This is a genomic window from Microcystis panniformis FACHB-1757, from assembly GCF_001264245.1.
Lineage (GTDB): Bacteria > Cyanobacteriota > Cyanobacteriia > Cyanobacteriales > Microcystaceae > Microcystis > Microcystis panniformis.
This window is the reverse complement of sequence record NZ_CP011339.1, coordinates 4,699,876-4,715,713: the sequence shown is the minus strand read 5'-3', so window position 1 is coordinate 4,715,713 and position 15,838 is coordinate 4,699,876. Positions and strand designations below refer to the sequence as shown.

The following is a 15,838-nucleotide window of genomic DNA, read 5'->3' as shown; positions in this document are numbered from 1 at the left end:
CTTGATAAGGGGGGCATCGATCCCCCTACCCCCCTTGATAAGGGGGGCATCGATCCCCCCACCCCCCTTGATAAGGGGGCATCGATCCCCCCTACCCCCCTTGATAAGGGGGGCATCTGAAAGTTTTTAACACCTGCCTACTTAGGCGCATTAAAACAATTCGGTGGAGTCAAGAAAAAAATAGGCAACTTCAAGCAGGATAAGGACTAAAGTTTCCTCGGAACTCTTTCTTAAGACTATCATCCCTTCTAGAAAAGCAACTAAAAAATATCTCGGAGATAAAAATAATCATGACTAAGTTAACTCCTGAAGAAAAAGATATCCTCGAATCCTATAACAATGATGAGTGGGTTTCTGTGGCAACGCCGGCTAGAATGGCTGAGTTGAAGTCCTATGCTAAGGAGACGCTGACTCAAGATAAAAAAATTACTTTACTTCTGTCTTCCCTAGATTTGGAAGCGCTTCAAGCTAAGGCAATAGAGGAAGGTATTCCCTATCAAACACTTATCTCTAGCATTCTACACAAATATGTTACTGGTCGCCTCGTGGAAAGTTCGAGTTAGTTTTTGTTGTTGGTAAAATGAATCTTCCCAACTTAATAAGGGGAGTGTTGCTGAAGATAGATGTTTTTTACTTCCCGGTGATGGGAATCCTGAGAATCTATCAGTGCAACAATGAATCCTGTATCAGCAAGAGAATTCATTCTTTCCATGTCCATCCCGATCGAGGTTTAATGGCTGTTTCTAAAATTTCTTCCGCTCGCTCCGAAAAATTAGGAATTACACCAGAACACATTCCTATAATTGGATCATCTTCTAAATAAGTGTTTGTTGAAGCTGGAGATTCTAGGGCAGAATCTATATTTTTTGAGGTTTCTGGTAAATGGCTTTCTAAACTTTCGATCAGCTTTTCTACAACGAGAAGTTTTTCAAAACTCAGCCGATCAATTTGGTTGATTAGTTTTTGCCGCAATTCGATCGATGTCATTGTCCTGTCTCCTGTTTTTTTAAGATGAGAAAAGGCAACACCCCCCTTATCAAGGGGGGCAGGGGGGATCGAACCTTATCAAGGGGGGCAGGGGGGATCGAACCTTATCAAGGAAGGCAGGGGGATCGAACCTAAAATCCATTTTTAATTTAATTATAACCAACTACTTAGGGCTTGCTGAATAAATGTGAAATGTAGGCAAAGTAAGGGTTTTGGGGCTTTTCTCGCGAAACAGGTGCAAGATTTTGAGAGAATCGTCGTTCAAAACCTCGCGTCTTCATCGGCCCGCGTCCTGTAGGGGCGAAGCATTCGGGCAATAACCTATCGGTGAAACCGGAGATTTTCTATCCGAATGCTTCGCCCGTACTTTTTCAGCAAGCCCTACTTAAGTTCTATAAATGAACAAAATTTAATTTTTTGCTTAATTCAATATTAATCCGGGATGACCACAGTTCGATAAACTCACTGACCGCAGTTCGCCCCTACAAAATCGACCGGCCTTTGGGCGGGAAAAAAAGAGAAAAACGGTTATAAAGTCCCCCCAGCACCGCACACCACCCGAAAACCGTCGTTGCCGAAGTCGTCGACGCGGCGGAAGTAGTAGTGGCGGTAAGCGGAACGGCAGTAATAGGGATCGTAGTACCAAGAACCGCCCCGCAATGGAGAACGATTATCCTTCCCATTTTCTATCCAAGCACTGCCATCCGTCGGTGCGCCATAATAATTATTGTGCCGGGTATCGGCACACCATTCCCAGACATTGCCGTGCATATCGTACAACCCAAAGGCATTAGCTACCTGAAAATAGCCCACTGGGGTTGTTTTATCTCGATATTCTCCTTTAGGTTCATCGGCATAGGTTTCAGTAGCTCGATAGTTAGCTAAATCTGCCGTTATCGTTTCCCCAAAGTGAAAGGCGGTTGTTGTCCCCGCTCTACAGGCATATTCCCATTCTGCCTCACTCGGTAGCCGATACTCCCGTTTTGTTTCCCTTGATAGTCGTTTACAGAATTCTGTTGCTTGATACCAGTTGACTCTTTCTACGGGTAGCTCATCCCCTTTAAAGTGAGAAGGGTTTGTCTCTAGGTCGATGGCTATTTTAGCGGTTGCGGCGATAGCTTGCCACTGAGCTTGGGTGATAGGATAACGTCCCATGTAGAAAGAGGAAACGGTTACTCGGTGTGAGGGTTTTTCTCGTCTAAATCCATCCCGACCAAATTTTTTCACCAGTCTTTTGATTTCCTTGTCTTCAGTTCCCATCATAAATGTGCCGCCGGGGATTTCCATCAATTCCAATTCGACTCCCTCGGCTAGTTTTTCGACAATGCCTTCTGCTTGCCTTTTTTCCTTTTTGATTACCCATTTTTCTGGTTCAAAACGACTTTGAGACTGACGTTCTATGGTTGCCAGGGTAAATTCAAAGGTACGGGTTTCTAGGATTTCGATGGTGGCAACGTCAAAGATAGAGGTTTTTAAGGGAGGTGGCGAGGATTGAGGGATTGGAAGGGGATTGGAGATATTAACGGCGATTTCTTCGGCAAATTCTGCGTATTCTCCCCCCAGATTGCGTAAGACTTCGATGCTGACTTGAGCGAAGGGAAGAATTTTTTCTCTTTGTTCTCGGGGATAGGTGGGTAATAGGGTTAATAAAGCGGCAAAACTGCGGATAGGACTTTTAATTTCCCCAGCAATATATTGGGAAATAGCATCGAGTACCTTGATAGTTTGTCGCCTACCGATAGCATCATTTAAGACTTGACGTACCCCGGGTAAAAAGTCATAGACTCGATACTGTCCTTCTTCATTTTCTACAATCGGTTTTAATAAACCTCCCATATAAAATTCTGCCACATGAACGGGACGCACTTCGTTTAAAAGAGTTTTACGAATAAGATTGACCACCTGCATACTTACCGGGGCAGCTGCCATCATTTTTGCTAGTTTTTTGGCCGGTTCTGACGCGGTGGCAAAAAATCGCTCGACCATTGCCTCGGCCTTATTTTTAATGCTGTTTTTATCTTCGCTGTCTTGCTTATTTTCCTCTCTGGATATAGGGGGAATTTCGATAATTTGTTGTTGAATAAATTCTAAATCAAATAAAAAGGCAGAAATCTGAGCATTACCTGAACCAGCGACAACTTTTGCCCATTGTTTGAGGACTTCTGTTTCCAAAGTGATTACGGGAATAAGAAGGGTATTTTGCCAGTTAATCGGTAGCCATTGGGGATAATTTTTTAAGATTAATTTCGGATTGGGAACACCAGCAGTTAAAGCAGTGGTGAAGAGTTTACGTCCTCGTCCTAGTTGGGTACTATTCCATAATCTTTCGGGGAAAAGTTGCAGAATAGCGGTGGGTTGTTTTTCTGACCAATCTTTTAACCAAGGATGAATTAAGGCTTTTTGCCAGAGAGGAGAGACACAATCACTTACTAGCAAAACTAATCCCCGTCCCCTGGGATGAATAAGTTCTTTATGGGGGTGATAACGTTGTCCCGGTTTACCTTTTTTTCTGCGTCTTACTAACTGTAATTCTTGATTATTTGAGGTTGATAGTTGCCAAACTCTGACGGTTTTAAATGCTCCTTGATTTTCTAAGAGATTTTGTAACTCATTAATTAATTCTCGCCAAATGAAAGAGGATCTAGATTCTTCTACTACTAATTCGAGGGTTAACCAGCGTTCCGGTTGGGGTTTAGTCACGGGTAGCCAAATATCCCTTTCTGCAATAAAAGAAGCGGTTGCTTCTTCATCTAAAATCGTTTTAGTTGCTGAGGGAACTTTTCCCATGAAAGGACGCAAAGCGCGACTAATAAAGAGTGCTGTCTGTAGTGCAGGAGCAGCAGGAACTTGAAAAGGAAAGTCTTGGATTGGGGTAGTTTTTTCTATTTCTTTGGGGAGAGATTCTTCGGTAATAACATCGACATTTGGTGGAGATTTTGATAGAGTATCTTCTGGAATATCCTCTAAGTTTTCCTCTATTTGATTAGAAGTTGATGAATCTATTGGCTGTTTATTTTCTGGAAATATTGGCGTTGATTGCAAGTCTTCAACTCCCATTTGTAGGGCTAACCAGATACTATCAGCTACATCTTCATCACTGAGTTGTAACTGTTCTAGTAGTCCTGTTTGCTCTAGATAATCTAATAGTTTTTTAATTGATGAATTGGATGGGGATTCACTCATCTTCTACCCTCCCCAAATCTTTCAAAAGTTGATTAATCAGGTCATCTTCAGTTGATATAGCTCCTTTTTTGACCATAAAAATAGCATTAAGTAATTGATCCGTGGCTAGGGTTTGTGAATTGCGCTTTTGAATGAAGTTATCAATAAGTTTATCGATGTCTGGATTATTAGCAATTGTTTCTTCTAAATGTGCCTCAATTATTTTAATTAAGTCGGGTTTTTCCGGTTCTTTCATAGTTAAACGGAGACAACGACGCAAAAAAGGTGGGGGAAAGTCTCGTTCTCCATTGCTAGTTAAAATCACAAAAGGAAAAGCGTTACAGATAACTAAACCATCTTTTACAGTTGTTTTTATATCTTTCTGGGTAACGTCGGTTGTATCGGTATAAGCAGTGCGGACTTCAACCCTTCGGACTTCTTCTTTTAGCCTAACTAATTCGGGAATTTCAAAGCGTCCTTCTTCAAATAAGGTGAGTAAATCATTGGGTAAATCGATATCACTCTTATCAATTTCATCAATTAACAGTACTCTTGGCTTTTCCGACTCTAATAGTGCGGTTCCCAAGGGTCCAAGGGTAATATATTTTTCAATCTGTTTTAATTGGTCTTTTCGTTCTTCTGGGGTTAATTCTTTTTGCTCTCGTTCCAGTAATTTAACTTCCTGTAATCGACCGATCGCATCATAGTTATAAAGTCCGTCTTTTAGGGTAGTATGGGTGGTAATCGGCCAGTATAATACTTCTCCTAATTTTAATTCCTGGGCGACTTTATAGGCAAGAGATGACTTTCCTGTCCCTGGTTTGCCAGTTACTAATAAAGGTCGCCGTAAATACAAGGCTGCATTGACCATTTTAATTTCTTCGTCGCGCACTAGAAAGGTTTCTCCCCGATGCTTACGACGACTTTCTCCCGGTTGCTTTTCTTTGCCAAAAGGTCGCCAGCTGGGAGGGTCTGGTAATGTCCAAGCGTCTGTGGGAGCCTGATTTCCTTTAAAAATTTTCCAGTCTTTCATGATTCAATTTATGGCATCAAAAGTGGATAGTTGGGGGGAACAAGCTGGTAGTCATCCCAAAGTAATGATAAATGATTCCCAATATGATTATCTTCTAACCAAGCCGCAGAACGTCTATTTTTAATTATTTCTGGTAATTTCTCTAGTGGACATTGACAGATAGGGTCTAATTTTTCCTGACAGTTAAGTTCTTGGTTAGCATCGGGTCGTATCCACAGAGATAAAGGGATTCCAGTCTCGTATAAAATGGCTAGAATATTTTTTAACTCTAAGGAGTTTTCTTGACTGAGATTAGTTAACCTTGAACCGATAACATTGTTAAATTTATGATATTTGAGTATTTTATTCGGATGGTCATTATTTGCCAGAGGTTTTTTAAAAATAACTGTTTGCTGATTGTTTGATTCGATCAGTTTTTTGATTTCTTCTTCACACTTTAAAATTTGGGTGAGATTTTGCTGCTGTATATTCCGAAAAAGTTGGCATTTTTTGATCCATAAATAGGTTTGTTGATTGTTGATATTTTCGGCTGTTATTCGTTCTGAAAATCTCATGATTATCTCATGATCGACTCCCCAATGATGAGGATCGCAGCCTGTAGCTGTTGCCACTTCATCAATTGAAAATAAATCAATCGGTTTAATCTCTTTTTCAATAAATCTATAGGGAAGAAAAAATTGAACTTTTTCTAGGGAAGATTGACAGATATTTTCTGATTCTCGTTTAAATTTTTTTAGGTGATTAATCAATTCATTTTCTTGGAGATGATTACCCAGACTTATTCCTTCATTGGGTGTTAAAGATTGATATTCTCCACGTTTTTGAGGTTCTTTTTCTGTGGGATGATAATTGTTGATATCTTTAACAATCCAAGCTCTCAGCATTAAAGATTTGTTTTCCTCTGTAAGGGTAACAAATAAGCAGGGATTTTTGTCTGTTGATTTTTGAGCGATATTTTGTGAGCGATGATTAAGATTATTTTCTAAAGTATTGATTAAAACTTCCCATTTGGTTTGATATTTTTTTAGCCATTCTTTTAATAACTTTGCCAGAGCATCTGTTAAGTTTAACTGAATGATTAAATAGCCAATAAATATTTCTAACCAAGAAAATTTTGATTGAGAAGTATAGGTAAAATGTCTTTCATCTAATTGATAGAGTATTTCTATAAAATCAGACCAAGAGGAAGGAATTTTTCTAGGTAAATCCACTAAATGATCCCTCACTTCAATTACTAAATTTTCATAAGCTGTATTAAGTTGATCTTGATAACTCTTGTTTTCAAATATACATCTAATCGAGGAGATAATCTCAGGAATTTTTCCTGCTATTTGTGCTATATCTAGCAACTTCTTCCAAGCTTTTAAAAGAACATTAGTAGGAATAAAAAATGCAGATTTTGCAAACATTTTTTCCTTATCAGCCATTACTGCCATCCCCACTACTCCCCCCAATTGCTCATCCCAGATAGCTGTCCCACTAAACCCACCTTCTACAGCATATCCTGTGCTTTTAGTATCTTCTATCTGAATTTTGTTGTTAGCAATATGACCTATTATCTTACCATCAGACCAGACACCTTCGTTTCTGGAAAAACCATAAGCTTTATAATTATGATCAGATAAATCTCCTATTTCAGAGGTAATTAAAGAAACTGGTTGAGCTTGTGAAGGAACTGAATATTTTAATCTTAAGATAGCAATATCTTGCGGATCATGGCTGTTAAATTTAACTGGATGCCAAACTTCTACGGTTGCTTCTAAAGATGTACCCGATGCAATGATAGGAGAATCACACTCAATAATATCAGTGGGTTTCTCAGGAGATGTCACTTCTAGTTTTAATGATTTATTAACAACATGAGCGCAGGTAATCAAGTATTCTGATGATATTAGAAATCCTGCCCCAACAATTTCTATTTTATCATCTTTATTTTGTCGTTGCTTATAAATTCTAACCACAGAAAATTCTAGAGATGCAACCATTATTTTTATCTAAGTCCTCATTGAGTAGATGATTGCTTATTTTTTTCCTTGTTATCCCATTTTAGGGTAATTTCATAGTTAACATCGGCGCTGCCAGATGCAATAATAGCCCCTAGTCCAACAGTCATTTTTATCCCAAACTTGACCTCTACCTGATCGGCCGGTTCATTCAAACTTTTAACCTTATTAATTATGGCATTTGCCACGGGTTTTATGCCATTTAATGCGTCTTCAAAAGACTGAGCGGCTTTAACAGCTATTTCATCTGTTAGACTAATAAGTTCATCTTCTGGTTTCGGTTTGGGTAAGGGTAACTTTTCATCCACCTCAATGTAAATAGTCCCCTCTTCTGAGGTAAATTCCACTAAACGAGTCATAAAAATTCTCCTGTTTATTTTATTGCGGTTGTCTAGACTTAATCTATCACAACTCCATCTTTTTGCTCTCCTGCCTAATTATATCTCTTTACCAAGTGTTCGGTTGAAAGTTAGCATCATTAATAATAGCCACCGTATCCCCAGAGGGTTTAATCACAAATAAACCTTTTTTATAAGCATAGCGATCGATTCCCTCGTTGATTTCAATTCCTGCCACTGCACCGTAAGCTCGATAGTTTTTGTAATGGGGAAAAGCGATTTTAAAACGAGTCAATTTTTCGATAAATTCATCTACATCATCTTGAGATAATCTCGATTTACATTCCACCACCACGAGATCGGTATCATCCACCCCTAGGATATCAATTTCCATGGCGATGCCTTGACGCTTGACTCTAGCGCGGGGATAAACTTCCTTAATATCAATGCCTTTCTCCTGAAAAAGCCGTAAAACTGCCGGTTCTACCAATTCCTCCACAAATCGACCCCAGCGAGTGGTGAGACTATCTACCGCTTTGCTGGTTCGTTCTACGGTGCGTTTCAGTTCTGCCATCGAGCGCTCGGCTTCAGCAGACCGGCGATCGCTTTCTAATTTTGCTTCGGCAGCTTGGCGCTCAAGTTCGGCAGCCCGGCGCTCGTTTTCTAATTTCGCTTCGGCAGCCCGGCGCTCGTTTTCTAATTTCGCTTCGGCGGCACGGCGCTCGTTTTCTAATTTCGCTTCGGCGGCACGGCGCTCGTTTTCTAATTTCGCTTCGGCAAAGATACGCTCCATTTCCGCTCGACGAAGATCGCTTTCCCTTAAACGGCGATCAAACTCCTCGGCGGAAGCGCGGAATAGCTGGTAAATATCCTCAAGGGTAACGGGTTCACTCATGGACTGACAGGGGGTGTCGATAGACGGGGGGATTTAACACCTACCTAATAATGCCTAATTATATCTCTTTACCAAGTGTTCGGTTGAAAGTCAGCATCATTAATAATTGCCACCGTATCCCCAGAGGGTTTAATCACAAATAAACCTTTTCTATAAGCATAGCGATCAATTCCCTCGTTGATTTCAATTCCTGCCACTGCACCGTAAGCTCGATAGTTTTGATAATGGGGAAAAGCGATTTTAAAACGAGTCAATTTTTCAATAAATTCATCCACATCATCTTGAGAAAATCTAGGTAGTAATTCGACTAAAACGAGTTCTGTATCATCCACCCCTAGGATATCAATTTCCATGGCGATACCTTGACGCTTGACTCTAGCGCGGGGATAAACTTCTTTAATATCAATGCCTTTTTCCTGAAAAAGCCGTAAAACCGCCGGTTCTACCAATTCCTCCACAAATCGACCCCAGCGAGTGGTGAGACTATCTACCGCTTTGCTGGTTCGTTCTACGGTGCGTTTCAGTTCTGCCATCGAGCGCTCGGCTTCAGCAGACCGGCGATCGCTTTCTAATTTCGCTTCGGCAGCTTGGCGCTCAAGTTCGGCAGCCCGGCGCTCGTTTTCTAATTTCGCTTCGGCAAAGATACGTTCCATTTCCGCTCGACGAAGATCGCTTTCCCTTAAACGGCGATCAAATTCCTCGGCCGAAGCGCGGAATAGCTGGTAAATATCCTCAAGGGTAACGGGTTCACTCATGGACTGACATCAAAAACAAAAACCTCTAATTATTTTAGCGATTCGATCGAGAAAACCGAGGAGGGCAAAAACGAGATGAATATTAAGAATTATATAAAAAGCTTGATAAATATGTACAAGTATCAGGGGCGGTTTTTGTTTTTTATAAAACTTCAAGCCCTTCTCGTCAAGGTGAAGTATAACCTAATGAGGTAAGTACCTAGGCAAAATTATTTACACATGACGATCATTGCCCCGTAAGGGTTTTAGCTCGATCGGGCAGGTAATTAATTTTGCATGACTACTTATTCTATGACAGCAATCCTCATTTTGAAAAAAATCAGATAAAATTCTCTTATTTATAGCGGTTTTCACCCCTGTGTGGCAATACTTCTCGGATAACGTCATTCGTGCGTTCACAATGAGACTGAAACCCTTATGATCCCGTAGGCGAGAAGCCCTAAAAAATCCTTAACCGAGAGGTATTGCCCTATGTGGTACATTTAAACTTTTGCTGATTAAGCTTTTTAATATCGATAAGTAGTCGTGCAAAATTAATTTCCTAGTGAAGTGAAGATAGGCAAGAGGCAAGAGGCAAGAGGCAAGAGGCAAGAGGCAAGAGGCAAGATCGGGGATGGATATGTGTAATTAATTTTGCCTAGGTACTTAATGTACCTCTTGCGAACAGGAAATGCTAAGTAGTCATGCAAAATTAATTACCTGCCCGATCGAGCTAAAACCCTTACGGGGCAATGATCGTCATGTGTAAATAATTTTGCCTAGGTACTTATAAATAGAGAACTTGTGTCGAAGCATTATTTTTTAACAGATAATTATCATCCAATGCTGGAGATAGACAGGTTTTAAGAACTCTGTTCATGAAAAATCGATTTCAACTCATAAATTCAGATAAAATTCTAACAAAATTTTTAGTTTTTTTTGATGAATAGCTTTATTTTTTTCTTTAAGAGATATGAAATTTTCAACTAGAATTTACTTTTTTAACTGGACTTCCCCCATACATAAATACTAAAAAATTAACAAAACCCTTACTGCAGGTCGCTTCTAAGAAAAAATTGAAAAGAGACTACTGGGTACATTTTTGACTTGAAAATGGCTGTACCGTTGACTGTATCTGGAGTAGAGCGATTCCGTAGAGTTGGCTGTATAGTGATCGCTAACCTGATTTTAACAGATAGTGTCATTAATCTCTAGAGTAAGGGATTCCCTCTGTAGCCATGTTTTTGCTGATTTTCTGCCCCGAAACAAGCTATAATGGTCTAAAGGTCAAATTTGAAAATTTTTGCCTCAAACCCTATCGGCGTAAGAACTTCAGGATTTTGTGTCCAGTGGTTCATTCGTATTGTATTGCTTGAACTCAGGCTCTGTAAGACTTTTAGCCATAGCTAGTATGTTTATACGGGGGAAGTCCAGTTTTAAATGGGACATATTCGTTGATAATAGAGAATAAATGAGAAAAATTTCCACCAGTTCTTAAACAAAATTAAACAAAATAAATTTTAATATGGTACGAATATCCTTAAAGAAAGAAGTCCGAGTTACTAATAGCTCAAGAATCGTTTGATAGGTATGATTCACTAAATCCAAAACAGAGAGAGCCATTTGATACGACTACGTTTACCCTTCTGAGTATGAATTTTATCTACAATCACCCCTCGATCGAGCATTTTTTAAAACAACAATTAATTAATATTTTTCCAGAAAACAACCATAAATTAACTTTCTATCGTTGCCCAAAACCTGATAGTATCCTCTATCGTTCACCTCTGTTTTATTATTTTACACCTGCTCAATGTCAAGCTATATTTAACCATTTAATCGCCCTTTTTCCGCAAATTCAGCTTAGGGAAGGATGGCTAGAACTGTTATTAGATCAGCAATTTTTGTCCTTTTGGTTACTGAAACTAAACGATTTAATCGATAAATTTTTCTCCGATCAGCTTCCTTTCCATCCCGAAGGAGAATTTTTCTTTTTATTTCAATACACCCACGCTCGCTATTCTGGTTTGTTACAACTGCTCAATCGGGAAAAAGTTAGATTAATCGAGCCAGAACTATTATCATGGCATCATCCCGCCGAAATAGCCTTAATCCTGCAAATTTTAACCGTTTGTGATTGTTGGGAAAGCCAGAAACTTTATCCCTTAACTGCCAATTTTTGCGAAGCGATGCTCAATTTTGAGCGTAACTGTCGCATTATCGGAGAATCGGCCCCAATTCAGCGATCGAGATTAATCCTGATTAGCGTCAGTCAAAAACTACTTAACCGTCTTCTCCGTCAAAAATGGCAACTGCTGCCGATGACGAAGCTATAAAAATATTAACTTTTATGAATTTAGTGGACAAAACCATCAGCTTATGATAGATTTTAATTAGTGTGAGGAGCGAACCAGAATAGAGAGCCGAGACGAAACATGGACAGTCGCCGGCTCTCTTTCTGTTGTTCAGGAATTATCTTTTTCTTGGCGATATTTAATAAAAGTGGGCAAATCAACCCGAAAAGAGGAATATTTCGGGGAAGGAGAGATGATAGGTGCGGGCCAATCCCTGTCTTTCTTCTTTAAGGATTCTACTGGCTCAATTGTCTCTAATTCCGCTACAAACTCATTTATGGCAGCCACTTCATCGTTTTCTTGATTCTCTGTCTGAGACCAAGGCTCGATCGCGGCTGCCTTGGCGACAATGGTTAAATCCGGGGGAGAATTGCGATCGCTACCGCGCTGGAAATACTGAGCCAAGGCCGCTTTATACTGGAGGGTGTAGCGTTGTTGACGTTGAAGACGGGTGCGTAATTCCTGTAATTGCTGGTCATAGTTGCACAGTTTTTGGCTTTTTTCCTGATAACTTTCCTGAATTAAGGCACATTCTCGCTCTAAACGGGCTAATTGTTGGCGCGTGCGGGTCAATTCTGCGGTCAAATTGGCAATAATCAGCGGTTGCCGTTGTTCTGCTTGACGATACTGTTCGATTTCCCCTAAAGCTCGCTGTAATTGTTGCTTTTCGTATTGCAGTTCCTCGTTTTGCTGCTGGATTAGGGTATCGCAACTGTGCAAGCGACGATGTTGCTCGGCTAACCGCGATCGCAGTTCTGCGAGAGCTTGCTCCCGTCGCCAGATCTCCGCTTGTAATTCTTGATTTTGTTGACGTAAATGAGAGGATAGAGCCGGCCAATCTGTCTCATCTGTTGATTGACTCTCATGCTCGACAATTTCAGCAGTAATGACAGTATCCGCATGGGTGAGATGATCGAGGTACAGGTCGGAATTATCGTTCATAAAAGCCAAAGGATGAGGAAACCTAGAAGTTTAGAGACGTTAAAAGCCTTCTATCGTTCCAAAAAAAATGGGAACCGCATTGTTAGAGACTGCCGCGCGGTTCCACTGCCGATCCTTGAGAGGAGAACACTATAAATAACTATAAGCTTATTAGGAATTTTTGTCAATACTTAATGAGAACTTTTTTCAATAAGTTGGAGGGTAGAGGGGAATCGACTAATTCGTAGATAGCTGTAGTGCGGGTGTCTGGCCCTAGGGCCAGGGAAGAATTAGCCACAGCAAAATTGATACCAGCATCGGTCGAGCAGGTTAGCGGCTCGATGTGCTTCAATAATCCTATAGTTTTTATTTTCCTTGTCGTATCATGCCACGTCCCCCGAAGAAAACCCCTAGCACCCCTGAACCCCCCGAAGAGCCAATTAAATCCACTCCTCCCCTACAACCTCTACAAATTATTAAAAAGGGTTCTAGGGCTGCAGTACCCCCCAAACCTCCAGAAACCCCTCCAGAAATAATTGAGGAAAAACCAGCCGAGGAAACGGTAAAATCAGTCAGTAGCGAGATAAAATCTCCTCTCCGTCCCCGTTTCGATTCGGCTCCTCTATTCCGAAAACCGATTCCCAAAGCAGAAATTCCCGTCATCGAAAAAGCGACGGGAGCTAATGGCGAAGTATTTAATCTGACCGATTCTGTCCTGATTACTGAACCTTTCGGTACTCGTATTCCTGCTATTATCGATAGTTTTTATGCCGATGATCAAGGCGAAATCTGGGCGCGACTCAAACCAGTGGAAGTTAATCCCGATTGTCGCTGGGAACAGGCCTGCATTCGCTCTCAGGGTTTGGTAAAAGCTGAGTAAGACAGTTATCAGTTATCAGTTATCAGTTATCAGTTATCAGTTATCAGTTATCAGTTATCAGTTATCAGTTATCAGTTATCAGTTATCAGTTATCAGTTATCAGTTATCAGTTATCAGTTATCAGTTATCAGTTATCAGTTATCAGTTATCAGTTATCAGTTATCAGTTATCAGTTATCAGTTATCAGTTATCAGTTATCAGTTATCAGTTATCAGTTATCAGTTATCAGTTATCAGTTATCAGTTATCAGTTATCAGTTATCAGTTATCAGTTATCAGTTATCAGTTATCAGTTATCAGTTATCAGTTATCAGTTATCAGTTATCAGTTATCAGTTATCAGTTATCAGTTATCAGTTATCAGTTATCAGTTATCAGTTATCAGTTATCAGTTATCAGTTATCAGTTATCAGTTATCAGTTATCAGTTATCAGTTATCAGTTATCAGTTATCAGTTATCAGTTATCAGATTTGAGTTTTAAGTGTGCAGTATTAACAAGTAATTTAGATAATGTCTCTTGCATAATTAATTTTTGATGGTTCGTTCAAAAACGTCAAAAATAAGGATTAGATTGTCTAAAATCTGTAAATAGACCATTTAATTGATTATTATTCATTCTTAATTCTCCTGACTACTGACTTCTAATCCTAACAACAATTTTTGATTTTTACAAGAGGTCTGATGATTTGGTATTCTCAAAAGGTTTACTGGCTATGGTATGATTAAGGGTAGTTTGTTAGACTATGATATTTTCCATGATCATCTGTTTTTATCTGATATCATGCTGAGAAAAAATTCACGCTCTAAATTTGGGTTTAAATCATGATAACTACACTAATCGAACGAGAAGCAGAACCAATTTTAATTAGTGACTTAACCTGGAGAGAATTTAAAGCTGTTGAACAGCTAATCGATCGCCCAGGGTTAAGGTTATCTTTTTTAGATGGAGTTTTGGAGATTAGAAAAATGCCAGGGAAAAAACACGAAACTATCAAAAAACGTATTGCTTCTTTAGTAGAAATTTATTTAGAATTTTTGGGATTAGATTTTACTCCTACTGGTTCTGTCACCCTAGAAAATGAATTTGAAAAGGTTAAAAGAGAAGGTGATAAATCCTATGAGTTGGGAGCCAATAGAAAACATCCTGATTTAGTGATTGAGGTGGTTGTTAGTAGTGGAGGAATTAATAAACTGGAAGCATACAAACGCTTACAAATTCCCGAAGTTTGGTTTTGGATGAATGATGAGTTATTGTTTTATAGTTTAGGAAATGAGGGATATGAAGCTGTTAGTAAATCGCAACTTTTACCGAGTTTAGATGTAGGCTTATTGATGCGCTGTATTAATACAGAAAATCATGCTCAAGCACTGCGGGAATTTAGAGCAGGGATAAAAATTATTGAATCAACATAACAATATAAAATGGTAATTTTTCTGCCTATCTAAAGATTATGGGTTAACTTAACAGTTGCAGAATGCCAAGAATTAAATTTTCAATATTCCAGCGAAAGGGAACAAGTTTTTAACCGTTTTATCGCCTCCGTATTATTAGAAGAAAGACGAGCAGGTAATATTCCGGCTCTTCTCGATTTTGTCTGATAATTTTTGCTTATGGAATCGTGAAATGCTTATCAGGCAAGACTTTCAGCGCTATTTGGCGGATATTCTATCAGTATAGACCTCGTTTCCACACAGAAACCAGAAGAGCCATATTCCTGCTTGGCAAGGAATTAGGATTATAAGAGAAAGGATTTAATAGCGATATGAATCCTTTAAAAGACAGTATTTTTTGAAAAATGCTCTCATACTAAATCCGTTTATTAAAAACTGATTATTTATTCTCCCCTTTGCCTTTTGCCTCTTGCCTTTTGCCTCTTGCCTTTTGCCTGTCTTGATATGTAGCCTATACTCAACAGATTTAATATTATTCATTCTTAATTCTCCTGACTTGAAAGAGGGTGTAGGGTGTGGGGTGTAGGGAAGGAAACCTCTTTCATCTCTGGTGGTGAAAATTTTTTCATCGGGACTGACTCCTGACTACTGGCTACTGACTCCTAACCAACCAAGACAATTTTTGATTTTTAGAAGAGGTTTATAATCAACAGCTTATCTAGCTGATGGCTGACGGCTGATGGCTTTGATATCTGGACTTCCCCCATACAGAAATACTAAAAAATTAACAAAACCCTTACTGCATGGAGCTTCTCAGAAAAAATTGAAAAGACGCTACTGGGTACATTTTCCCTTTGAAAATGGCTGTACCGTTGACTGTATCTAGAGTAGAGCGATTCCGTAGAGTTGGCTGTATAGTGATCGCTAACCTTATTGTAACAGATGGTGTCATTAATCTCTAGAGTCAGCGATTCCCTCTGTAGCCATGTTTTTGATGGTTTTCTGCCCCGAAACAAGCTATAATGGTCGAAGAGTCAAATTTGAAAAATTTTGCCTCAAACCCTGTCTGCGTAAGAATTTCAGGAGTTTGTACCCAGTAGTTTATTAGTATTACATTGCTTTAACTCAGGCTCTGTAAGA

General features: G+C 39.5%; 12 protein-coding genes. 4 read left to right on the top strand and 8 right to left on the bottom strand.

What is annotated here, in order from left to right; all coding sequences use genetic code 11:
- Positions 1-290: 290 nt before the first annotated feature.
- The gene (locus VL20_RS22345; protein WP_002791728.1) at positions 291-563 is read left to right on the top strand and encodes a hypothetical protein; all 273 of its coding nucleotides are present in this window, start codon (positions 291-293) and stop codon (positions 561-563) included.
- A gap of 136 nt (positions 564-699) precedes the next feature.
- Here the strand turns inward: VL20_RS22345 and VL20_RS22340 are convergent, their stop codons facing one another.
- The 7 genes from VL20_RS22340 to VL20_RS22310 form a co-directional block, all read right to left on the bottom strand.
- The gene (locus tag VL20_RS22340) at positions 700-987 is read right to left on the bottom strand and encodes a hypothetical protein (RefSeq protein WP_052277851.1); all 288 of its coding nucleotides are present in this window, start codon (positions 985-987) and stop codon (positions 700-702) included.
- 528 nt (positions 988-1,515) lie between these two features.
- Positions 1,516-4,170: a formylglycine-generating enzyme family protein gene (locus tag VL20_RS22335; protein WP_052277850.1), complete on the bottom strand. Its 2,655-nt coding sequence runs from the start codon at positions 4,168-4,170 to the stop codon at positions 1,516-1,518.
- Positions 4,163-5,182 (bottom strand): AAA family ATPase, encoded by a 1,020-nt coding sequence (locus VL20_RS22330; RefSeq protein WP_052277849.1) that lies wholly within the window; start codon positions 5,180-5,182, stop codon positions 4,163-4,165. Before VL20_RS22330 ends, VL20_RS22335 begins: the two co-directional genes overlap by 8 nt.
- 8 nt (positions 5,183-5,190) lie before the next feature.
- On the bottom strand, positions 5,191-7,167 hold the full coding sequence (locus tag VL20_RS22325) for a VMAP-C domain-containing protein (RefSeq protein WP_052277848.1): 1,977 nt from the start codon (positions 7,165-7,167) through the stop codon (positions 5,191-5,193).
- Positions 7,168-7,184: 17 nt separating this feature from the next.
- Positions 7,185-7,544, bottom strand: coding sequence for a CU044_2847 family protein (locus tag VL20_RS22320; RefSeq protein ID WP_024969526.1), 360 nt, complete (start codon positions 7,542-7,544; stop codon positions 7,185-7,187).
- A gap of 88 nt (positions 7,545-7,632) precedes the next feature.
- Positions 7,633-8,418 carry a hypothetical protein gene (locus VL20_RS22315; protein ID WP_052277847.1) on the bottom strand — a complete coding sequence of 262 codons (786 nt, stop codon included), beginning with the start codon at positions 8,416-8,418 and terminating at the stop codon, positions 7,633-7,635.
- A gap of 68 nt (positions 8,419-8,486) precedes the next feature.
- Complete coding sequence (locus tag VL20_RS22310; RefSeq protein WP_052277846.1) at positions 8,487-9,173, bottom strand: hypothetical protein; 687 nt, start codon at positions 9,171-9,173, stop codon at positions 8,487-8,489.
- A gap of 1,631 nt (positions 9,174-10,804) precedes the next feature.
- Here VL20_RS22310 and VL20_RS22305 point away from each other — a divergent pair.
- Positions 10,805-11,488, top strand: a complete 684-nt coding sequence (locus VL20_RS22305; protein WP_052277845.1) for a DALR anticodon-binding domain-containing protein — start codon at positions 10,805-10,807, stop codon at positions 11,486-11,488.
- Between the two features lie 129 nt (positions 11,489-11,617).
- On the opposite strand, the gene VL20_RS22300 is transcribed toward VL20_RS22305, so the two are convergent.
- Positions 11,618-12,448, bottom strand: a complete 831-nt coding sequence (locus tag VL20_RS22300) for a hypothetical protein (protein WP_052277844.1) — start codon at positions 12,446-12,448, stop codon at positions 11,618-11,620.
- Between the two features lie 364 nt (positions 12,449-12,812).
- On the opposite strand from VL20_RS22300, the gene VL20_RS22295 reads away from it, so the two are divergent.
- Both VL20_RS22295 and VL20_RS22290 read left to right on the top strand, forming a co-directional pair.
- Positions 12,813-13,307 carry a hypothetical protein gene (locus VL20_RS22295; protein WP_052277843.1) on the top strand — a complete coding sequence of 165 codons (495 nt, stop codon included), beginning with the start codon at positions 12,813-12,815 and terminating at the stop codon, positions 13,305-13,307.
- Between the two features lie 821 nt (positions 13,308-14,128).
- Positions 14,129-14,719 carry a Uma2 family endonuclease gene (locus tag VL20_RS22290; protein WP_052277842.1) on the top strand — a complete coding sequence of 197 codons (591 nt, stop codon included), beginning with the start codon at positions 14,129-14,131 and terminating at the stop codon, positions 14,717-14,719.
- The last annotated feature ends 1,119 nt before the right edge of the window (positions 14,720-15,838 follow it).